General features: G+C 49.0%; 19 protein-coding genes. 5 read left to right on the top strand and 14 right to left on the bottom strand.

The annotated features are described in order from the left end of the window. The first annotated feature begins 26 nt into the window (after nucleotides 1–26). Together DI392_RS11700 and DI392_RS11695 are read left to right on the top strand one after the other, a co-directional pair. Nucleotides 27–2,369, top strand: coding sequence for an autotransporter outer membrane beta-barrel domain-containing protein (locus tag DI392_RS11700; protein WP_109320092.1), 2,343 nt, complete (start codon nucleotides 27–29; stop codon nucleotides 2,367–2,369). A gap of 470 nt (nucleotides 2,370–2,839) precedes the next feature. Next, the gene (locus DI392_RS11695; RefSeq protein WP_109320091.1) at nucleotides 2,840–4,657 is read left to right on the top strand and encodes an EAL domain-containing protein; all 1,818 of its coding nucleotides are present in this window, start codon (nucleotides 2,840–2,842) and stop codon (nucleotides 4,655–4,657) included. On the opposite strand, the gene cysQ is transcribed toward DI392_RS11695, so the two are convergent. The 14 genes from cysQ to gspC all read right to left on the bottom strand — a co-directional run bounded on the left by cysQ (nucleotide 4,654) and on the right by gspC (nucleotide 17,459). Further along, nucleotides 4,654–5,481 carry a 3'(2'),5'-bisphosphate nucleotidase CysQ gene (gene cysQ / locus DI392_RS11690; protein ID WP_109320090.1) on the bottom strand — a complete coding sequence of 276 codons (828 nt, stop codon included), beginning with the start codon at nucleotides 5,479–5,481 and terminating at the stop codon, nucleotides 4,654–4,656. The two genes, DI392_RS11695 and cysQ, sit on opposite strands and share 4 nt — an antisense overlap. A gap of 20 nt (nucleotides 5,482–5,501) precedes the next feature. Then, nucleotides 5,502–6,059 carry an ADP compounds hydrolase NudE gene (gene nudE / locus DI392_RS11685; RefSeq protein WP_109320089.1) on the bottom strand — a complete coding sequence of 186 codons (558 nt, stop codon included), beginning with the start codon at nucleotides 6,057–6,059 and terminating at the stop codon, nucleotides 5,502–5,504. A gap of 67 nt (nucleotides 6,060–6,126) precedes the next feature. After that, nucleotides 6,127–6,885, bottom strand: coding sequence for a type II secretion system protein N (locus tag DI392_RS11680; protein ID WP_425445691.1), 759 nt, complete (start codon nucleotides 6,883–6,885; stop codon nucleotides 6,127–6,129). A 1-nt stretch (nucleotide 6,886) separates the two neighbouring features. Further along, nucleotides 6,887–7,381: a type II secretion system protein M gene (locus DI392_RS11675; RefSeq protein WP_109320088.1), complete on the bottom strand. Its 495-nt coding sequence runs from the start codon at nucleotides 7,379–7,381 to the stop codon at nucleotides 6,887–6,889. Beyond that, nucleotides 7,378–8,595 carry a type II secretion system protein GspL gene (gene gspL, locus DI392_RS11670; RefSeq protein WP_109320087.1) on the bottom strand — a complete coding sequence of 406 codons (1,218 nt, stop codon included), beginning with the start codon at nucleotides 8,593–8,595 and terminating at the stop codon, nucleotides 7,378–7,380. The genes DI392_RS11675 and gspL overlap by 4 nt, the downstream gene beginning before the upstream one ends. Then, nucleotides 8,564–9,583, bottom strand: a complete 1,020-nt coding sequence (gene gspK, locus DI392_RS11665; protein ID WP_109320086.1) for a type II secretion system minor pseudopilin GspK — start codon at nucleotides 9,581–9,583, stop codon at nucleotides 8,564–8,566. The genes gspL and gspK overlap by 32 nt, the downstream gene beginning before the upstream one ends. Beyond that, on the bottom strand, nucleotides 9,573–10,241 hold the full coding sequence (gene gspJ, locus DI392_RS11660; RefSeq protein ID WP_109320085.1) for a type II secretion system minor pseudopilin GspJ: 669 nt from the start codon (nucleotides 10,239–10,241) through the stop codon (nucleotides 9,573–9,575). The genes gspK and gspJ overlap by 11 nt, the downstream gene beginning before the upstream one ends. Further along, the gene (gspI, locus tag DI392_RS11655) at nucleotides 10,228–10,611 is read right to left on the bottom strand and encodes a type II secretion system minor pseudopilin GspI (protein WP_245884036.1); all 384 of its coding nucleotides are present in this window, start codon (nucleotides 10,609–10,611) and stop codon (nucleotides 10,228–10,230) included. Before gspI ends, gspJ begins: the two co-directional genes overlap by 14 nt. Next, nucleotides 10,595–11,176 carry a type II secretion system minor pseudopilin GspH gene (gene gspH, locus DI392_RS11650; RefSeq protein WP_109320084.1) on the bottom strand — a complete coding sequence of 194 codons (582 nt, stop codon included), beginning with the start codon at nucleotides 11,174–11,176 and terminating at the stop codon, nucleotides 10,595–10,597. Before gspH ends, gspI begins: the two co-directional genes overlap by 17 nt. A gap of 21 nt (nucleotides 11,177–11,197) precedes the next feature. Then, nucleotides 11,198–11,644 carry a type II secretion system major pseudopilin GspG gene (gene gspG / locus DI392_RS11645; protein WP_109320083.1) on the bottom strand — a complete coding sequence of 149 codons (447 nt, stop codon included), beginning with the start codon at nucleotides 11,642–11,644 and terminating at the stop codon, nucleotides 11,198–11,200. A gap of 85 nt (nucleotides 11,645–11,729) precedes the next feature. Continuing rightward, nucleotides 11,730–12,950, bottom strand: a complete 1,221-nt coding sequence (gene gspF / locus DI392_RS11640) for a type II secretion system inner membrane protein GspF (protein WP_109320082.1) — start codon at nucleotides 12,948–12,950, stop codon at nucleotides 11,730–11,732. 10 nt (nucleotides 12,951–12,960) lie between these two features. Then, nucleotides 12,961–14,463 (bottom strand): type II secretion system ATPase GspE, encoded by a 1,503-nt coding sequence (gene gspE, locus DI392_RS11635; protein WP_109320081.1) that lies wholly within the window; start codon nucleotides 14,461–14,463, stop codon nucleotides 12,961–12,963. Next, a complete protein-coding gene (gene gspD / locus DI392_RS11630; RefSeq protein ID WP_109320080.1) occupies nucleotides 14,463–16,490 on the bottom strand; it encodes a type II secretion system secretin GspD in 2,028 nt (675 codons plus the stop codon). Before gspD ends, gspE begins: the two co-directional genes overlap by 1 nt. Nucleotides 16,491–16,529: 39 nt before the next feature. Further along, on the bottom strand, nucleotides 16,530–17,459 hold the full coding sequence (gene gspC, locus DI392_RS11625; RefSeq protein WP_109320079.1) for a type II secretion system protein GspC: 930 nt from the start codon (nucleotides 17,457–17,459) through the stop codon (nucleotides 16,530–16,532). A 187-nt stretch (nucleotides 17,460–17,646) separates the two neighbouring features. Between gspC and hslR the strand changes: the two genes are divergently transcribed. From hslR to pckA, 3 genes are all read left to right on the top strand, one after another. Continuing rightward, nucleotides 17,647–18,039: a ribosome-associated heat shock protein Hsp15 gene (gene hslR / locus DI392_RS11620; protein ID WP_109320078.1), complete on the top strand. Its 393-nt coding sequence runs from the start codon at nucleotides 17,647–17,649 to the stop codon at nucleotides 18,037–18,039. A gap of 16 nt (nucleotides 18,040–18,055) precedes the next feature. After that, nucleotides 18,056–18,937 (top strand): Hsp33 family molecular chaperone HslO, encoded by an 882-nt coding sequence (gene hslO / locus DI392_RS11615; protein WP_109320077.1) that lies wholly within the window; start codon nucleotides 18,056–18,058, stop codon nucleotides 18,935–18,937. A 320-nt stretch (nucleotides 18,938–19,257) separates the two neighbouring features. Then, nucleotides 19,258–20,886, top strand: coding sequence for a phosphoenolpyruvate carboxykinase (ATP) (gene pckA / locus DI392_RS11610; RefSeq protein ID WP_109320076.1), 1,629 nt, complete (start codon nucleotides 19,258–19,260; stop codon nucleotides 20,884–20,886). Nucleotides 20,887–20,970: the final 84 nt, after the last annotated feature.

The raw sequence follows: 20,970 nt of genomic DNA, 5'->3' as shown, positions 1-20,970 counted from the left end.
ATCTCTAATAACGTCGAAGGAATATTATGAAAAAGGTGAGTTTACTGGCAGCATCCGTCGCTGCAATTCTTACTGGCTGTGGCGGTGGCTCTGATAGTGGTAGTACAACCCCCGCGGTGGGAGGTGTCATCATTACAGGTATGGATGGCTATTACCAAAACGCGGTAGTATTTGATGATGTTGATAAAGATGGTGTTCTGGATACAAACGGGGATACTATCTACGGACTCACCAATGACAATGGCCAACTATCTCTTCCTTCCGGTACAGAAATCAGCGGACGACTGGCACTACAAGTCATTGCTCCGGGAGGCACGGCTCAAAGCAACCTAATCTCATATGATTCAACAACCTATGCAGGTGTCTATACCATCGACACCGATTATCCGGGAACGGCTCTGAAAGAGGTTGTTTTCCGTACAACAGCCTCTGCTGAAGCCAGCACTGTGATAAGCCCAATCACGGATCTGGTCACAACGCTAGAAGAAAGCGGTGATACGGATGCAGCAACTACGGTAGCCGAAGCACTGAATATTGATGCCTTAGACATTCATGCCGATTATATCAACGACAGTAACACCACTATCCATAAAATTGCCCAAATTCTGACAGCATCTAAAACTCAGGATGCTGATAATTATGCAACGGCAGCTAGCGATGTCACAGCAGCAACCATCTCTGCTGTTAACAACATGACTGAAGAAGAGCTCAGTGATGTCAATACGGTTCCAGTTGTGACTGTCTCTGTCGATGAAACGACCGGAGAAACCACAGCGACTGCTGTAACAAACTCCAAAGCCACTGTAAATGACACAATAAAAACCACCATTCAGGATGATCTAACAGCACTTGCTGCAACAGAAGGTAGCACAGTTTCATATAGTTATGACATTTCTGAGCTGTTTAAGGATGCAGATCTGGGCGATGCGACACCCACTATGTCGCTTAGCTACTCTGACGCAGACACAACGGGTGTCGTAATGGTGCTGGATGGCACTACATTAACCATTAGCTCAAATCAAATCCTGACCAGTGACGATATCAGCTTTAGTCTGTCGGTTATCGATTATGCCTCAGATACGACAACAGTGATCGGCTCGGCATCAGCCAGCTTAACTCTGCCTGTAGAAGCACTGAATAATGCCCCGACTTACGATAGCGATATTCAGGCTAGTATTCAGACGACCATTGACGGCTGGCAATTAACTCAGGGCGATGTATTTAACAATAGCTTTACCATTACAACCTTGTTCGAAGATGCTGATGGTGACGTGCTGACTTATACCGGCTCAACAACAGCAACCGGCCTAAATGTGGAAGAGATCAGTAATGATACCGTGGTGCTTTCAGGCACTCCAACCGTATCCGGCACTGACTATACACTGACCATCACCGCTTCCGATGGCAAAGACTCAAAAACCGCAACGTTGACTCTTCCTGAAATTGCTGAAGGTACCAGCAACAGCAGCTCATCAGACTCTGCTGACATTCAGGAACTGGTTGGCTCGACTTGGTTTGTGCTGGAATATGGTGAAGATGATGGTGACGAAAGTAACAACTTCACCCGAGTTTGGTGTGATACCTTACGCTTTGAAGACGGTGTTGTTTACGGCAATCAGAGAAGCAGCGATAATCTAACCACCTGTAACGCCAGTGCAGACTCCCAATGGTATAACGGTACTTATGCCATCGTTGATGACACTATTGTGGCAACCTATAGTGATGGTGGCGAAGAAATGAGCATAACCTACTCTCTTCAGGAAGAGGCTGTCCCAGGTGATTCAGTTTCTTCCGGTGCTCTAACTGTCTTATACACTGAAGGTTCCGACTCAGCACGCTATACTTACTTCGCCTCTAAGACCGATGCCGAAGCCCGAATTCAAATCGCTTCCGACGATGGATATGAAGCTCGTAACTTCAAAATGTGGCTACCAGATGCAGCAAACTACACCTATCAGTTAGGTTCCGTTGATATTGCCCTTAATAATTCAGGAGATAGTGTAGAAGAAGACAAGGCTGATGCCGATATTTTCTTTAACCCGGAAGAAGGTGGCTCTATTTCCTGTAGTGATATCTATGAGTTCTACGATCGCTTTATCATAATGAGTGCTGGTATGAATACTATGAACACCACATCAGATGACCTGCAACTTAGCTGGGAAAATGGCTACGGTATTCGGAGTAACGAATGTTTTGACCACACCGATGAAAGTGACCCCTATGCATCCATTGATTTCGACTTTGATGCCAGTAACCTGGTTCAGGGCGAAGTATATAGCATTATTGGTCAGGTAAGCGATGGTGCAGGCTCATACACGGATGCTATTAAGTTTAATATCCAATGGACTGGTACCGGCAGTACCGAGTAAACATTAGCTTTAACGATACTATCTACCCAACCAGTTTTCTGGTGGGGTAGATAATATTCTAATTATTTTACTGACATCATTACCATCTAAGTCTGCCTCCTCATAGTCTGCTACCAGAGGGTAGTCATCACACCTGACCTGAATAAAAACTCTACTCAATCAGTTAGAAACCAAACATCATCTCACTTCATTCCTTAGTCATCACCTTATGCAACATAAACAATATAATTGTGAGCATAATCAAACTCGATAACATTCCAAGTGCAGAGCCGTGGCTACAAGGTTAATATAGTGTTATAGGCGTTAAAACTATCAATAAAATAAGCCAGTCAGTTTGCTTGTTGTGTTTGGAAATACTGTTTGCTGCAAAAGTCCGATACTAACCTCGTCTTTTCGCTGCAACTTTTGAGGTGATAGTGGCGGGAATAATCACGACATGTTGATAATTTCGCCCTATTCAGGGGGATGCTATGCAGAATGTGATTCATTCCAGAAACATTGAGCCGCTGAGCCAGCAGGGGTTTATTGCCCAAAGTCAGCTTTTTTACGACTCAATCCGTTATAACAATATCGGACTGGTGCTGGCTATTCGCCCGGCAATCAACGACTCACAAAGAATAATCAGCTTCATCGACACCATGAGCCGGAGCAAGTCGGTCAAGACCTTCGGCAAAGTGAATGATCACTTATTTCTCGTGTTTATTTCCCAGGCGACCTGTGACACGCCAAACCGGGTCCGGGCCATTCACTACAGCATCTACAATTTCTTTTCCGAGCTGAAAAGTCTGAGCCAAAGTAGCCACCAGTTTGCTATTTCCGGAAAAATAGGCGTCTCCGCCCTGAATTACGATTCTTCATCCATTAAAGGAGCGGTCACTCATGCTTCACAAGCGACGATGGAACAGGACACAAACAGTAAACAGCGAGTCAGTATTTACGATTCGAAACTCAGTTCAGACCTGAAACGATACCGCCTGCTGGAAGATTTAGTATCGATAAAAATCAATAATGATGAACTGGATATCGTCTATCAGCCTATTATCAACTGCAGCACCTGGCAGGTAGATGGTTACGAAGCTTTATGCCGGTTTAACGTCAGTGAAGTTCTGAACGCAGATACGAAAGAGATGATTGGCATTGCTGAAGATCTGGATATGGTGTCGGAACTGGATCTGCTTGTCTACCAGAGAGCCTTTAAAGAACTGTCTACCCGATTAAACAAGAAAGGACAGTTTATCAATATCAACCTGTCTCCGAACACCAGAACCAATGTGGATAACCTGTTCCGCTACATTGAAGTGTTAGCTGATCAGGAATCCATCAGCCTGGAACAGCTGGTTATTGATGTCAACGAAGTTCGTCGCCCCTCTTTAGGGCTGACCTATGAGAACCTGCTGCCGAAGGTACGCCAGAAGGGAATACGTGTTGCTCTTGACGACCTGAGTATGGGCTTTTCCCTCGCTCCTCACCTCAGCTCAGGGAACTACAACTACCTGAGAGTCAGTCACAAATTCATCCGCAACTTTAACGAACAGAGTGAGTACTATCAGATTGTTAAATTTCTGGTTACCTTAAGTCATAAGTTCAGGGTCAAAGTGATTGCCGAAGGCATTGAAACTCTGGAAGAAGCCCAGTTACTGGCGTATCTGGGCGTCGACTTTATGCAAGGTTATCTGTTTTCTCCGCCAGTGCCACAACCTAAGTTACATGAGGTGGAAAAAGAAATTCAAAGCCTGCTAAAACAGTTGCATGTAAAAGGATTAAGTGCGGGCAGCAGCCCTGATATTGAAGAGGATGCTTCTGTCGTTATCAGTATTGCCAGTAAAAACTTACCACGACTGGATCCCGGAGATTCTCTGCTACTCGCCAGTGAATATTTTAGCTCAGAGGCCATTTCTGTCCTGCCTGTGCTTGATGATAAACAATGCGTGGGTATCGTGAACCGTGAGCTGCTGAACCTGCACTTCACTCCGGGTATGGGTACAGAACATGAAAGTACCCGTGAAGCGGCTATCTGGCAAAAACCGGTTAACAGCCTGATGAATGTGACTTTTCCTCAGATGGAAGCCCAGACCAAAATCAGCGATCTGATTTACCTGATCAAAGAACAGGGATTCCGGTTACCCGTTGTGCTGGTTGAAGATAAAAAGGTCTATCGGGGTATGGTGACAGAAAGTGACCTGACCCACTACGTGATAAAGAAAAATGCCAAACTCACCGATAGTCGCTTGTTGGCTCAGGAAACCGCCCCGACAAAAAGTGAAGAAGACGGCTACCCAGTGATTTAGCGCTGAATCAGAATCTCACGCCAGGGCAGAGTCCTGTCCCCGATAACAATAAAATTCGGATTTTCCAGAGTCTCTCTCTGATTATAGGAGAGAAGCTCAAGCTGGGTGCTGATGATATCACCGCCCGCTTCCTGAACAATACATTGTGTGGCAGCGGTATCCCACTCTCCGGTCGGCCCTAAACGCAGATAACAATCGGCAGAGCCTTCGGCAACCAGGCAGGCTTTTAATGCCGCAGATCCCAGTGGTACCAGATCATATTGCCATGCTGAAGACAATTTTTGAGTGATCTGCTGAACCTTTTGTCTGCGGCTGACAGCAATGGTCAGACGAGGAGTACTCTCGCCATGTTGGTGAGCATGAAGGCGTACCGGACCACCTTCCGGAAGCATTTTCCACGCTCCCTGACCTTTAATGGCGTAATACACAACCCCGGATACAGGTGCATACACCACCCCCATCACTGGCAGATTATTCTCTACCAAAGCAATCACGGTGGCAAAGTCGCCGCTGCGGGCAATAAATTCCTGAGTGCCGTCCAGAGGATCCACCAGCCAGTAACGCTCCCAGCCAGAACGGGTTTCCAGAGCAATATCTGCCGCTTCTTCTGAAAGTACCGGAATATCCGGAGTCAGTTGAGTCAATCGCTCTGTCAGCAGTCGGTGGGCCGCATAATCAGCCGTGGTCACTGGCGTGTCATCACTTTTGGTAAACGCTTCATACTGCCGGCCCTGATAGATACCCAGAATGAGCTGACCGGCATCCCGGGCAATATCAATAACATCGGGTAGTAGTCGGGAAAAATAATTCTGACTGGATGACATAAACAGGCTCCTGCGATGGTTTACTGTTGAGACTGTGCCAGATAACGCTGCGCCAGCATCAGAGCAGCAATACTTCTTGCTTCAGAAAAATCAAGATGGGTCAGCAGTTCATCCGCCTGCATCAGAGGCCAGCGCACCACTTCCAGCGGTTCAGGTTCATCGCCTTCCAGCACTTCAGGATACAGTCCCTCAGCCACAAACAATGTCATTCGGCTGGAAAAGTAAGTGGGGGCTAATACGACCTCCTTTAGCCGGGTTATAACTTCAGCACCAAAGCCGATTTCTTCTTTCAGCTCCCGGTTTGCCGCTTCTTCAGGCGACTCTCCCGGGTCAATCAGCCCCTTAGGAAAGCCCAACTCATAACGGTCCGTTCCGGCACTGTATTCCCGCACCAGCAACAGATCCCCCTGTTCGGTCACCGGAACCATCAAGACAGCATTACGGCCACTCGGCTTCATGCGCTCATAAGTACGCTCAACGCCATTGGAGAATTTAAGATCCAGAGATTCAATCGTAAACAGCCTGGATTGAGCAACAGCCTTCACTGCCAGTATCTCCGGTTTTTTATTCTGTCCCATGCGTCGTTCCTTTCTTATCTCTGACAAATTAAGTGTAATGGATAATACCAGAGTAAACTAGCGCCGGTTACAGCCGGCCTAAGTAAGTCAGAGGGTAACGACCCTGAGCATCCGGATTACCCAGCCATTTCAGCTGCGCCTGCATGGAAGAAGGGAATTCGGCCCCGGGCTTAAACCAGGCGTCCAGAGAATACCGTCTGTTCGGCTGCAGTTCGGCACTGAATTCCGCCGAGACCTGTTTATTATTCTGCGTTCCCGAAGCGGCGAGTTTACTGTTATTACAGCTCAAATCCGCAATCACCATCCCGGGAACCAATGTACCGATTGGAGACCGGACTTCGCTGCCATTCCAGACCAGACTACCGGTGGCAGACTCACACCACGGCTGAGCATAACGATAGTCCTGGATGGTCAATTCAAGCTGCCCGGCCACATCAACCGGAACCGGCACTGTCACCTTCTTCAGTACGCTGGCAGCAGGCATCGAAGCCAGTATCTTCTCGGCATACACACCTTGTAAATCTGCGCCAACCATGCCTTTTCCCTGCAAATCCAGATCACTGCCACGACCAAAACGCACCATAAATTCGGCTTTCCCGCTGAAGAGTTTTACCGGCTGAAAGTTCCAGCTTACCTGACCGATATTGTCTCTCTTCCAGACAACATTCTGCGCGGAACCCTGCCAAATCGAGCCCTGAACACCTTCCAGTATCAGGCCCCGTATCTTGGGCATCTGATTAATCACAAAAGCTGCCGGGGCGTGTACCACAACACTAATACCGAATACCAGCACCATAAACACCACAATGGCGATAATCCGTTTCACCTTATACGCCTCGCTTCAGTTGCAGACGCTTGATCTCTACAACCCCTTTCTGGTCTGTACCGGATATATCCATAAATTCAACATCCACTCCCTGTTTTTCTTTCAAGTACGCCAGCCACTGCACAAAACGGGTAAAGGCCACCGGCTTTATCCATACCTGCAACATCTCGTCTCTCGGCTGCATACGGATCAGTTCAATACCATAGTTTTGGGTGGAGGATGACACCACCTGATTTAACGGCCCGCCTGAGGGGCCATTGCTGCTGCCACCCCGCAGTTCTACAATCTGATCAGCCTTGTCCGTCACCCAGCTCAGCAGCTGCTTTTCCCTCTGAGCGTTCAACTGAGCATTCTCAGCACGCTCTGACAGAGGCTGTATGACGCCCCAGTATATGCTACCGAACAGCAGCAATGCGCCACATACCACCACCAGGCGCTGTTCGCGAACAGAAATGCCTGACCACCAGCCTGTCACCAGGTTCATTATTCCGTTCATGGCTTACTCCTGAGTGTATAACTGCCCGTCACTCTGTCCCCATCCCGGTCCAGTGGTCCCTGACTGACACTAAACCGTTCAGCCAACTGACTACGCAGCACCTCAAACGACTGGAAATCTTTCATATTGACGTCCACACGGATTTCTCCCCTTTGCGCATCGTATCGCAGGGTGCTGAACTGCACATCCTTCGTGTTAGCCAGGGAAGCCGCCAATTCTGAAAGCCATGACAATGCCGAATCCTGAGAAGCGCCACCTCCCAGCCGGGTAGCTTCACTGTTCATCTGACGTTTCAGGTAACTGACGGTTGGGATTTTGCGCCGGTCAGGGAAGACGGTTCGGAAAATGCGTTCACTCTCTTCACGGTAAGCATTGGACAGACTCTCGGCCTGATGCACCTCAATCATTTGTTGTGCCAACAGGATGATAAAGAACAGACATGCCGCCAGAGCCGCTTTACGCCACACCCGGATATGTTTCAACAATGATGACTGAGGTTTAAAACCACCGGTTAACAAATTCACCGGAGACGCCATAGCGCCTTTGGCCAACAAGACCATAACGACTTCCGGTTCTAGCGCCTGCCAGCGTCCGAGATAGGGCTCATCGAGATCAGGAACCGGAGTATAACTGTAAACCATAGCGGGGCTGTCTTCTTGCCGGCACCAGTCGGAATCCAGCAATAAAGATAACCATTCCTGTTCCACCACAATACCGGCAAACGCCGATTTTCGCATTAGCCACTGAGAACCTATCTGCAGTGCGGTAATCCCGGCTTCCTGTAAAGGTAAAGCATAGACATCCGGCATTACCCGTTTGACTTCCATGCCGGCCTGAGCAAAGTCATCCAGAAGCTGTTCCAGGTACCGCTTTTCTACCGCAGCAACCTGCGCAACACCGCCAGATTTTTTCAGTACAGAAAAATGCAGATCATCCACATCCTGCGCAATATCCTCTTCCAGAAGATAAGGCAGCATCGTATCAAGCTGACGCGATGCCCCGGCCGGGATGCTGGCCTCTGTCAATAACACATCGCAACTATCCAGCAATACAACGACTGAACGCTGATTTGCATACGGTGTCAGTTCCTGTAGCAACTTCCGGCTTGCCAGTTCTCCACTGGCAATGATTTCCTGCTGACTTGCAGACCAGACCAGCCACTGAACCTGGCTGTCAGCCTTTCTACTCAGTCGAACGGTCAGAAATTCGCTCACTGATACCTCCAAAACGACGACGAATCACAATTACGTCCTCTCTGTTTTTGCTATAGAGTAAGCTGCGTGTTCTCACTCTCGATTCATTGACTTCGACTTCCGCATCCAGTTCAAAATAGCGGCTGTCTACTGCCAGATATCCCTTAGCCCGGTTTCTTACTGAGCTATCGATAGCCGCCACAGCGCCTTCGGCGAGAAAGTCATCGACACTGGCCCAGCCATCGAAAGGCCGGTTATCCACCAGTGCCCGCGCATCACCGAGACTTAAATGCGGAGAAAACAGTGCCACCAGAATAGCCGCTCCGTTCTCATCCAGCGTATTCACATTCAGACGCCAGTCATCATAAGGTAACGCACAGACGACATGGTTAATCTGATCCATAACCTTGTTGTCTACCTGATATACGGCCCGCAGCTCCGATGCATCCGCCACCAGCCCGTTCGGAGCCAGATACGCAGGTTGCAGCGATTCGTACGTGCTGTCTTCCACTCCGGCCATGGAATCCACCTGGCTGTCTGCATCCAGAAACTCCCAGGTAGAATCCGCAATCACTTCCGCCTGATAGTTGTCAGCCCCCAGTTCCTGCAGCAGGTTCATCCATACTGTCACCAGATACGGCCGGTTACTGCCACTCCCCGCATTGACCCTGGCGAGCACATTAATATTAAAACAGGACTGCATATCCCGGATATGCCCGGTAGCCGTTCCGTAATCCAGAGGAAACACCTGCTCTTTGAGCGCCCAGGGCTGGCTCATATTAATCGTGTCGTTATCTTTATAACTTTCTTCAATACCGTACCGGGCCAATGCTTCAACACCGATACTGTACCAGTACGCCTGCTGATGGCTCAGTTGATGTTCCGCCCGCCTGAAATTCACAAACAACCGTTCCGACATGGTAGCGGCTATCGACACCAGCACCGCCAGCAGCATGAGCACAACAATCAATGCCGCCCCTTTCTGGGACCGGAAGACATTACTCGTCATCCGAACTCACCTCCGCAGACTCACTCTGTAGAGTGGTCCCTGCCGTCAGATAAATCTTCTCTATCCTGCCATAATCCTTCAGCGTGAAAGTCACTCCCACCGCCTCCGGCAAAGCCAGATCGACATTCCATTCGTTACTCCACTGTCCCTGAGAATAGAAGCGAACATCCAGTGCTTCCACATCGTCCAACAGGGGCGTGACTTCTCCCTGTAGCCCCACAGGCGTATCCGGATAACGCCACCAGACTCTTTCCAGTGTCTCTTCCCGGATGCGGTAGCCCACTTTGCTTATCTCACCACGCGGGAACATCTGCTGCGGGTTCTGCCAGCCAAGCCGGGTAAACAGAATTCCCTTACTCTCTGAATCCAGCAGTCCGTCCTGAACCATCAATAGCCGGGAAGACAATGCCTCGCCGTTCGTCCGGAACTGCCTTAAGGCTATCTGGCGAAAATCGTTATCCAGCAGCACAACGGCACGCTGAATCGACTTCAGCCGTTCTGTATGTTCAATCGACTGCTCATTACTTCTCTGCACCTGATTGAGGATCTGATAGGCAGACACACTCAATGCGGCAAAAATTGCGATAGCCACCAGCACTTCTATCAGCGTAAACCCCTGATTACACCGGGTACGGCGGGAATACTTATTTTGAGGCATAACTGCGCACCGTCACGGTCGGGTTTTCCTGTGTTTTTTCTGCAAACACGCTGACATCAAATGCCTGGATCATACCTGCCGAAGTCGCAACAGGAGTGACTTTCCAGAACCACTCCCGGCCAGCCAGTTCTGTTTTACCTGACTGAGCGTTTTTTGCCGTACCAGCTAATAACGTCAGCGCGACCTGATTATCCACCACCATGGCAGCAAAGGTTTTTTCCTCCAGATAAGCGATGGTGTTAATATGCTGAGATACCGAGCGGACAACACTGATTGCCGCTGTAGCAAAAATCGCCAGCGCGATCATCACCTCCAGCAGGGTCATACCCCGGCTGACACGCCGCATCCCGGCCTTACCTGTCCGACTCATCCGCTTCTCCCGGAGCGAGCAACAACACCTGCCCTGATTCTTTTCCTACAATCTGCCAGCCCTGTTCTTCCGGCTCTCCTTTGGGATAAATCGTCAGACGAAACGGCGTGATCTCCCCGCTGGACATCACCAAAAGCTGCGGAGGCTTAAGCACGGTGTCCTGCTCCAGATCCGCAAACATATCCTCATCGAACAGACTACCCGGCTCAAACAACCCTTCGCTGTGCTCCCAGGCACCACCACCTGGCACAAACTCCCATACCAGAGTATCTTCCAACTGGGTTTCACCATAGAACCGCGAATCGTACTCCTGCCAGCCTTCGGCCTTTAAGGTGAGGAACCGGTAGGTGAGTCGGCTTTCTTCCAGTCGGATACCGTAATCCTGACCATTCAGAATGGCATCTTCGTTCAGCAACTGTAGTCGATGATAAAAACGCCGGGCCTCTTCCTTCGCCAGATCCTGCCGGTTATCCGGCAGGTTAAGCACGACTGTTACCGCAGTCAGAGACAGCAGTACCACCACCAGCATAATTTCAATTAAGGTAAACCCGGCCTGCTTTCTCATCAGTCAGTTAATTCGCCGTTATTAACGAAAATCCTGCATATTCCAGTTACCGATATCGGCATTAATATCTTCACCACCTTCCTGGCCGTCAGCACCCAGTGTAAAAATATCCACCGTACCGTTATCTCCAGGGCTCATATACTGATACTCATTCCCCCACGCATCCTGAGGCAGGCGCTTAATATAACCACCATCACGATAGTTTCTCGGCTCTGGGTTACCCGCTGGTTTGCTCACCAACGCTTCCAGTCCCTGATCGGTTGTCGGATACACGCTATTATCCAGTTTGTACATATCCAGCGCCTGTTCCAGTGCTGAAATATCAGAAATCGCTTTTTGCTGATCGGCTTTTTCTTTGTTCCCCAGTAAGTTAGGTACCACCAGACTCGCCAGAATACCCAGAATCACGATCACAACCATCACCTCGAGCAAGGTGAAACCTGATTGTTTTTTATAGCTTTGTTTCATTTTTTTCTCCAACAAACCAGCATGTTACCAATGTACACACTGAAAAATAGATTCGTTATAGTGACCACTGTAAGAGCTTCACCCTCTATCCGGCAATCAGATTATTCATTTCCAGAATCGGCATCATGGTTGCGGTGACAATAAACAGCACCACCCCGGCCATCACCGCGATCAAGGCAGGCGTAAACAGCCCCATGGCAATGTTTACCGTTGCTTCAAACTCTTTATCCTGATTATCGGCAGCCCGGGTCAGCATCTGTTCCAGCTCACCACTCTGCTCGCCACTGGCGATCATATGCAGCATCATCGGCGGAAACAATTGAGTCTGTTCCAGAGATTTTCTCAGGCTGCCCCCTTCCCGCACCTTGTCTGCGGCCAGAATCACCTGCTCTTTGACATACCGGTTTGCCATGACGTCCACGGCCACTTTCATGCCTTCCAGAAGAGGGATCGCGCTGGAGGTACAGATAGCAAGAGTGCGGGCAAAGCGGGCTGTGTTCAGTCCCCGGGCAATTTTACCAATCAAAGGCAACCGGAGGATTCGGCGATCCCAGGCAAGACGGTTAGAGGGCTTTTTCAGTGCCAGATTCGTCAGCCAGATAACGACCAACAAGACAAACAGAATAATCAGCCCCCAGTTTTGAACAAAGTCACTGGAAGCCAGCAAGATTCGGGTGGATGCCGGCAACTCCTGCCCCATCTGAACAAACTGGTCCACTATTTTGGGCACCACACTGGCCAGCAGAAACGCGACGATTCCGATAGCAAACACCGTCAGTACAGTCGGATAAATCATCGCCTGCTGCAGTTTGGAACGCATCTCCTGCCGGTTTTCAATATAGTCAGCCAGCCGGTTTAGGACGGTATCCAGATGACCGGATTTTTCCCCTGCAGACACCATGGAACAGAACAGCTCATCAAACACATGCGGATATTCTTCGAGGCCGTCCGACAAGGTGTAGCCTTCAACCACACGTGACCGCACCGCCACCATCATGGTGCGGATACGAGGTTTTTCCGATTGTTCAGCCACCGCGCGAAGACATTCTTCCAAAGGCATACCGGCCTGAACCAGGGTCGCTAACTGGCGTGTAATAAGAGACAGATCTTTGGTACTGATACCACGCCGGAAAACCTCACGCCCCCGACGTCCTTCACCAGACCCCGTGCTGGTCTCTTCGACCTCAACAGGCATGAGCCCCTGCTCTTTCAGCTTTTGACGAACCTGACGGGCATTGTCCCCCTCCAGAACGCCTTTTTTCTGCTTTCCACGGGCATCCAATGCCTTATATTCAAATGCAGCCATCAGATGTCCCTCATACTTCCTTGGTCACCCGCATGACCTCTTCCAGAGTGGTTATGCCCTGCATTACCTTCTCCAGCCCATCGTCACGGATACTCGGCGTCGACGCCCGGATGGCTTTTTCTATGGCCAGTTCACCTTTTTCAGCATGGATCAGTTCCTGCACTTCATCCGTCACCAGCAGTAACTCATGAATGCCTGTCCGTCCCCGATAACCTTTAAAGTTACATGCCTCACAACCACAGGGCTTATAGAGCGTCAGCGAGTCTTTTTTGTCTTGCCCCAGCAGTTTTTTCTGTTGCCTGTCCGCTTCGTAAGGTTGCTTACAATCCGGACACAGGGTACGAACCAGACGCTGCGCCAGTACCCCAAGCAGAGACGAAGAAATTAAAAAGGGCTCTATACCCATATCCCGTAGCCGGGTAATGGCACCAATAGCGGTATTGGTATGCAGAGTCGACATCACCAGGTGGCCGGTCAGTGAGGCCTGAACGGCGATTTCTGCGGTTTCGAGATCCCGAATTTCACCGACCATGACGACATCCGGGTCCTGACGCAAAATCGCACGTAGCCCCCGGGCAAAGGTCATATCCACTTTCGGGTTTACCTGCGTCTGACCAATACCATCGATATCAAATTCAATCGGATCTTCAACCGTCAGGATATTGCGTTCATCACTGTTCAGCTCCTGTAATCCCGCATACAGAGTGGTCGACTTACCGGAACCTGTCGGGCCGGTCACCAGAATAATACCGTGCGGACGGGCAATCAGTTTACGGAAGCTTTCGTGATTGGTTTCCGTCATACCCAGACTGTAAAGATCCAGCCGGGTCGCGTTTTTATCCAGCAGACGCATTACAACCCTTTCTCCATGAGAAGAAGGCATGGTCGACACACGAACATCCACCGCCCGACCACCGATACGCAAGGAGATACGACCATCCTGAGGAATACGTTTTTCCGCGATATCCAGCTTCGCCATGACCTTCACCCGGGAAACCAGCAGAGGAGCCAGTTTCCGGCTTGGCGTTAACACTTCACGCAGCACACCATCAATACGAAAGCGGATAGACAGAGTCTGTTCAAAGGTTTCAATATGGATATCGGAGGCCCCTTCTTTGATGGCCTCCCCCAGCATGGCGTTAATCAGTTTGATGATTGGCGCATCATCGTCTGAGTCCAGCAGATCTTCATTCTGTGGCAACTCTTCTGCCAGTGAAAAGAAGTCATCGTCCGCACCGATGTCTTCCATCAGTTGCCGCGCTTCTGACGAGCCCCGCTGATACGCTTCTGTCAGCTTATTTTCAAACGTATCAATATCTGTCGCTACCGGGGTAAATGCAGTATTCAGTACCCGGCGCACTTCAACCAGAGTACTGATTGCAAGAGGCTCCACATACAAAAGAGTCAGGGTCGGATCAACCACTCCCCGCTCTTCATCGTAATCCAGCACTACCCGATGCCTTTTAGCAAAACTAAATGGCAGCCGCACAGGAAGCCCGGTTGTCAGTGCCATTATTCCGCCTCCATCTGTATGATGAATGCCTGGATCTCAGCAGGATGCATCACACCACTGCCATACTCAGGCAGCACCGGCATCGCATCATCCGACAGCAGATTAAAGCCTTGTTCGGCCTTATACAGCTGCTCAGCGCGGATATAGTTGTATTTGCGCTGGGTAATACCGTCAGCCGTCATGCCATCACGGATAATGGTGGGTTTGATAAACACCATCAGGTTGCGTTTTTCTTTCTGACTACTGGTCGAACGGAACAGGTAGCCCAGACCGGGAATGTCACCCAGCAGAGGCACTTTAGACTCACTTTCCACAGCCTGCTCATCAATCAGCCCGCCTAATACCAGCATCTGGCCATCTTCAACCATGACAGAGGTGTTCAACTGGCGCTTACCAAAACGCACATCCACCGCTCCGCTGGCTCCCAGTACATTCGACACTTCCTGCTCAATGCTCAGTTGTACCGAATCACCTTCGTTGATCTGCGGAACCACCTTAAGCTTAATCCCGACTTCTTTACGTTCAACGGTCTGGAACGGATTACTATTGGAAGAACTGGCGGTAGAACCGGTAATCACCGGTACTTCTTCACCCACCACAAACGAAGCTTCGCCATTATCCATCACCGTAATGCTCGGAGAGGAAAGGATATTGGAGTTGGAGTCGGAAGAGACTGCGGTGATAAGGGATGTCCAGTCACCCATCATAATACTGACGGCAGCACCATTGATCCCACCTAATGCAGAAGAAAGAGTGGAGTAGTCCCCAAGTTCCGTTGTTTGCCTTTCCTTGTAATCACCAGCACTCTCATTCCAATATGTTTCCGTGCTCGTCGTATCCTTCGCTTCTTCCAACCCAACCATCACGCTGCCTATAGACGCTCCGGTATTGCCATACTGAACGATCGAGCCTGATTCCAGAGAGCCCCACTGCACCCCGAGATTCGCCGCATCGTTTTCTGACATTTCGACAATCAGTGCTTCAATCAACACCTGAGCCCGGCGGATATCTAGCTGGGCAATCACATCTTCCAGTTCATTCATAATATCTGGCGGTGCAGTAATCACTAAGGCATTAGTGTCTTTGTGGGCACTGATCATCACAGAGTCTTTCTGCGCACTTTTGGCTCCGGTCCGGCTCTCTTTCTCTGCCTGAATGTTATCCGACACACCCCGAAGAACATCGACCAGCTCTTCTGCTTTGGCGTATTTCAGATAGACCACCCGGTTGTTGCCTTTGGTCGCCATTTCCACATCCAGCTGGTTAATCAGCTTACGCAGGCGTGTACGTACCTGCGGGTCTCCTGAAATCAGCACCGAGTTCGTTCGCTCATCCGCGACCAGTTTTGGCTGCAAAAAGGCCGGGGTACTTTTGCTATCCGCAGCTTTATTCAGGGCTTCAACAATACGAACCATCTCAGCCGCAGAAGCGTTTTTCAGCTCCACCACTTCGACGTCTTTATCTCCGGCACGGTCTACCCGTTCAATAATTTCTGCCAGACGATTCACCACGGCGGCATGACCGGTGATCAAAATAATATTCGCCGGATCGTAATGCACCACATTACCGGCTCCGGCATTATTATTCAGTTGTCGCAGTAGCGGGGAAAGTTCGCGCACCGACACGTTGCGTACCGCCACCACCCGGGTAATCACGGCATCCCCTTTGATGCTCTGATCATCACCCACGACCGGAATAGCCGACGTTTTCGCATCTTTGGCTCTCACCACTTTCAGAATATTGTTGTCCATCTCGACGACAGCAAAACCGTACACTTCTAATACGTTCAGAAAAAACTGGTAGTACTGCTCTTCGGTTAATACGTCGTAGCTACGGACATCAATTTTCCCTCTTACGGAAGGATCAACAATGATGGTCTTTTCCAGATTTCGGCCAACAATATTAATAAATTCCTGGATATCGGTTCCTTTAAAGCTAGCGCTGAATTCATTGGCCGTTGCCATTGCCGGAGTCAGTAACAGACTACCGGCCAGAAGCCAGGTGCTTTTGCTTAACCACATTTTCACTTGGTACTCTCCAAATACTCCGGCATTCCGCTGCCAGATTTAAAATACGATATAAATGTCATACGGCTGACCATCACGAATCACCGTCAGGTTTAGCTCTGTCAAATCAGACACATTCTGCCAGATCCGCCCCATGGCTTTAGGATCGGTCAAATCTTCTCCATTCAGGGTCGTCGCAACATCCCCCTCCTGCAGCCCGACAGAATCAAACAACGCCCGCTTAGAGCCCGGACTCACCCGGTACCCAATAATCTCATCTTCTTCTTTCACCTGAGACAGACGGATATATTGCATTATTTTCTGCGGGTCCTCGGTGATCTCCTGACGAATTTGATCCAATTCATTGCTTTCCAGTGTCCCGGGGTTATTACCTCCGCGTAAAGCAGCCCGGTTCACCTTTGGAACAGGCTGTCCAGATAAACGCTTATACTCAATCCCTTCCAGCATCAGTGTTTCGAAACGACCAGCATTATCAATAATTACCCTATCCACCAGCACACTCTTCAGTGTCGCCCGCGTTCCTTCTATCTCTTCGCCTATTCCATAAGTCGCCTGGCTACCACGGTTGGCAATAACCGCGAGGCTGGTTTCAGGGGCACTGCTTGAGACCACACCCACCAATACTAAGTTTAATCGGGTTTTCGGCGCATCAGTCACAACTGGCGCAACGGGTTTGCTGACGGCTTTTTCTGAATACTCACCAAACAGATTCGCATTCACCAGTTGCGAGATGTCCTGCCCGCTTTGCGCACCTGCTCGCTTGCCAGAAACCGGAACCGGGCTCCACTGCGATACCATAGGCCCATTCTCTGTTACCCCCCAGATCAACTCTCCGGCAATCCATGCGGAAACCGACAGAAAGATCAGCACCACAACGGTACTGAGCCTGGCTTGATAAGCCGTCAGAAACTGAAGTATGCCGTTCAGAAAGCCAGCTATTTTAGGACTCTGACTCAAAGTAAGAGACATTAGAAAACCTTATGTTGTTTAGCAAGATGCATATTGGTGAAATAACCGCAAAGGTTATCATACCCTTATCAGTATAGGACGGTTAGAGACAGTATATTTATTCTGTTAACCTTGAAAAAGTAGATTTCTGTCACTATTTCTTAGTTCCATAACGCAGCGAAACTTACTGATAGAAGATGACGAAGCTATGACAACAAACAGTTCCGAAGCGGTTCGCTTAGATAAATGGCTGTGGGCCGCCCGCTTTTATAAGACTCGCTCCATTGCCCGCAATATGGTTGATGGCGGCAAGGTTCACTATAATGGTCAACGCACAAAGCCAAGTAAAATTGTCGAAACAGGAGCCGTCATTACTCTTCGCCAGGGTAATGAAGAGAAAACCGTCATCATCGAGCAAATCTCTGACCGACGCCGTGGTGCTCCGGAAGCTCAGCTACTGTACACAGAGACAGCCGAAAGCGTTAACAAACGAGAAGAGAATGCCCAGAAACGTAAACTGAACACTCTCTACAGCCCAAGTCCTGATCGCCGGCCGGATAAAAAACAGCGTCGCGATCTCATTAAATTTAAACATCAATAAGCTGGAGCTTTTCCTAATGGCAAACGCAAACAATGTATTAAACCGCTACCTGTTTGACGATCTTTCCGTTCGTGGTGAGTTAGTACAACTGGACGACACCTACCAACATGTTATTTCCAGCAAAGACTATCCACAGCCGGTACAACAGCTGCTGGGTGAGCTACTGGTCGCAACGACTCTGCTGACAGCCACCCTGAAATTTGAAGGTTCTATTACCCTGCAGCTTCAGGGAGACGGCCCGGTATCACTGGCGGTCATTAACGGCGACCACGATCAGAAAGTGCGTGGCGTGGCTCGCTGGGAAGGAGATATTGCCGACGATGCAGGCCTGCATGAGTTGATGGGAAAAGGCCATCTCGTCATTACAATCACGCCAAAACAAGGTGAACGCTATCAGGGTGTCGTCGGTCTGGAAGGCGAGACTCTGGCTGATTGCCTGGAAGGTTATTTCATCCGCTCTGAACAGTTAAAAACCCGCCTGTGGTTCCGCCTCGGTGAATATGAAGGAAAACCACACGCCGCTGGTATGCTACTGCAGATTATGCCAGACGGTACCGGTACCCCTGAAGACTTTGAACATCTGGAGCAGCTTACCAATACGGTTAAAGATGAAGAGTTATTCTCACTGCCTGCCAATGAACTGCTTTACCGGTTATATAATCAGGAAAAAGTACAACTGTTTACCCCGCAACCTGTAGAGTTTCATTGCGGATGTTCCAGAGAGAGAAGTGCTGGTGCTATTTTGACCGTAGACAAAGATGAAATTTATGACATTTTAGCGGAAAAAGGAACAATTTCTTTACATTGTGATTACTGTGGCACGAGTTATACGTTTAACGAAGGTGATATCACAGAGCTTTATGCACAAGGTGACCTTCAAAATAAAACCATACATTAACAATTAATTTAATAAGTTTTATTATATTTTCCTCAAGAGCCAGCTAAAACTGGCTCTTTTGCTTTATAAAAACAAAATAATCAATAAGTTACAAAGAAAATAATCCGTACACAGCACTCTAAAAACCGTCAATTAACGCTCAGACTGAACGATTTAGTCTAATAAAATGAACATAGATCCAAAATGTGATGAGCGATTAAAAAACACCCAACCATCGTCAATATTTTTTGACTTGCCTCCCTGTTTTCTCCCATGCTGATTGCTAGCATGAATCTCAGAATTCTTACAAAATCCCTACAAAAATCTAATAAGGAGCACCTATGACTGTTATAGAACACACTAAGGCTGCACAACTTGATCTTTCCGTCTATGGAATCGAGGGGGTAACAGACATTGTTCATAACGCCAGTTATGAGCAGTTGTTTGAGGAAGAAACCCGCAACGATTTAGAAGGATTTGAAAGAGGCGTTGTGACTGAGTTAGGCGCGGTTGCTGTTGATACTGGAGTCTTTACCGGTCGCTCACCTAAAGATAAATATATTGTTAAGGATGATACCACCCGTGACACTATGTGGTGGACGTCTGATCAGGTCAAAAATGATAACAAGCCGATCAGCACAGAGGTCTGGAATGACCTGAAACAAACCACCACAAAACAGCTATCCGGCAAACGTCTGTTTGTTACCGATGGTTATTGTGGTACCAACCCCGATACTCGCATGTGTGTCCGCTTCATTACCGAAGTCGCATGGCAGGCACACTTTATCAAAAATATGTTTATTCGTCCGACCGATGAAGAGCTGGCTACTTTCGAACCAGACTTCGTTATTATGAATGCGGCGAAAACCGTTAACCCGAAATGGCAGGAACACGGCCTTAATTCGGAAAACTATACCGTATTCAACCTCACGGAAAGAATGCAGCTTATCGGCGGCACCTGGTACGGCGGTGAAATGAAGAAAGGCATCTTCGCCATGATGAACTACTTCCTGCCACTGAAAGGCATTGCATCCATGCACTGTTCTGCCAATGTGGGTGAGCAGGATGACGTTGCCGTTTTCTTCGGCCTGTCCGGTACAGGTAAAACCACCCTATCCACCGATCCCAAGCGTCGCCTGATTGGTGATGATGAGCATGGCTGGGATGATAATGGCGTCTTCAACTTCGAAGGGGGCTGCTACGCGAAAACTATCCGCCTGTCGAAAGAAGCAGAACCGGATATCTATAATGCGATCCGCCGTGATGCTCTGCTGGAAAATGTCGTGCTGCGCAACGATGGTTCTATCGACTTTGACGATGCATCAAAAACGGAGAACTCCCGGGTCTCTTACCCTATTTATCATATCGATAACATCGTTAAGCCTGTCTCAAAAGCCGGTCATGCTGAAAAGGTTATTTTCCTGACAGCTGATGCATTTGGCGTGCTTCCTCCGGTATCTAAACTGACCCCGGAACAGACCAAATACCACTTCCTGTCTGGCTTTACCGCCAAACTGGCGGGTACAGAGCGCGGTATTACCGAGCCTCAGCCAACTTTCTCAGCCTGTTTTGGTGCAGCCTTCCTGACTCTGCACCCAACCAAGTATGCAGAAGTGCTGGTTAAACGTATGGAAGCGGTCGGCGCGGAAGCTTATCTGGTGAATACCGGCTGGAACGGTTCTGGCAAACGTATATCTATCCAGGATACCCGCGGTATTATCGATGATATTCTTAATGGCTCGATTGAACAGGCGGAAACCAAACATATTCCGATATTTAATCTGGAAGTACCAACAGAGCTGCCAGGCGTCCATAAGGAAATCCTTGATCCACGTGACACTTATGTCGACCCGCTACAATGGGAAAGCAAAGCAGAAGATCTGGCTCAGCGCTTTATTAAGAACTTTGAGCAGTATACCGATAATGAAGAAGGTAAAGCCTTGGTTGCAGCTGGTCCGCAGCTAGACTAACTACCCCTTATTATCTTTATTTAAGCCCCTTGTTATGAGGGGCTTTTTTTATTTAATCATAGAGTTACAATGGAGTTAAAACAG

The organism is Vibrio albus (assembly GCF_003144035.1).
GTDB lineage: Bacteria > Pseudomonadota > Gammaproteobacteria > Enterobacterales > Vibrionaceae > Vibrio > Vibrio albus.
Note: the sequence above shows the minus strand (reverse complement) of the source record. Positions and strands in the feature narration are given on the sequence as shown.

What these genes read in the sequence shown, in the direction of transcription:
- DI392_RS11700 (WP_109320092.1), top strand. Translation starts at nt 27, where the DNA reads ATGAAAAAGGTGAGTTTACTGGCAGCATCCGTCGCTGCAATTCTTACT.
- DI392_RS11695 (WP_109320091.1), top strand. Translation starts at nt 2,840, where the DNA reads ATGCAGAATGTGATTCATTCCAGAAACATTGAGCCGCTGAGCCAGCAG.
- cysQ (WP_109320090.1), bottom strand. Translation starts at nt 5,481, where the DNA reads ATGTCATCCAGTCAGAATTATTTTTCCCGACTACTACCCGATGTTATT.
- nudE (WP_109320089.1), bottom strand. Translation starts at nt 6,059, where the DNA reads ATGGGACAGAATAAAAAACCGGAGATACTGGCAGTGAAGGCTGTTGCT.
- DI392_RS11675 (WP_109320088.1), bottom strand. Translation starts at nt 7,381, where the DNA reads ATGAACGGAATAATGAACCTGGTGACAGGCTGGTGGTCAGGCATTTCT.
- gspK (WP_109320086.1), bottom strand. Translation starts at nt 9,583, where the DNA reads ATGACGAGTAATGTCTTCCGGTCCCAGAAAGGGGCGGCATTGATTGTT.
- gspJ (WP_109320085.1), bottom strand. Translation starts at nt 10,241, where the DNA reads ATGCCTCAAAATAAGTATTCCCGCCGTACCCGGTGTAATCAGGGGTTT.
- gspI (WP_245884036.1), bottom strand. Translation starts at nt 10,611, where the DNA reads ATGAGTCGGACAGGTAAGGCCGGGATGCGGCGTGTCAGCCGGGGTATG.
- gspH (WP_109320084.1), bottom strand. Translation starts at nt 11,176, where the DNA reads ATGAGAAAGCAGGCCGGGTTTACCTTAATTGAAATTATGCTGGTGGTG.
- gspG (WP_109320083.1), bottom strand. Translation starts at nt 11,644, where the DNA reads ATGAAACAAAGCTATAAAAAACAATCAGGTTTCACCTTGCTCGAGGTG.
- gspF (WP_109320082.1), bottom strand. Translation starts at nt 12,950, where the DNA reads ATGGCTGCATTTGAATATAAGGCATTGGATGCCCGTGGAAAGCAGAAA.
- gspE (WP_109320081.1), bottom strand. Translation starts at nt 14,463, where the DNA reads ATGGCACTGACAACCGGGCTTCCTGTGCGGCTGCCATTTAGTTTTGCT.
- gspC (WP_109320079.1), bottom strand. Translation starts at nt 17,459, where the DNA reads ATGTCTCTTACTTTGAGTCAGAGTCCTAAAATAGCTGGCTTTCTGAAC.
- hslR (WP_109320078.1), top strand. Translation starts at nt 17,647, where the DNA reads ATGACAACAAACAGTTCCGAAGCGGTTCGCTTAGATAAATGGCTGTGG.
- hslO (WP_109320077.1), top strand. Translation starts at nt 18,056, where the DNA reads ATGGCAAACGCAAACAATGTATTAAACCGCTACCTGTTTGACGATCTT.
- pckA (WP_109320076.1), top strand. Translation starts at nt 19,258, where the DNA reads ATGACTGTTATAGAACACACTAAGGCTGCACAACTTGATCTTTCCGTC.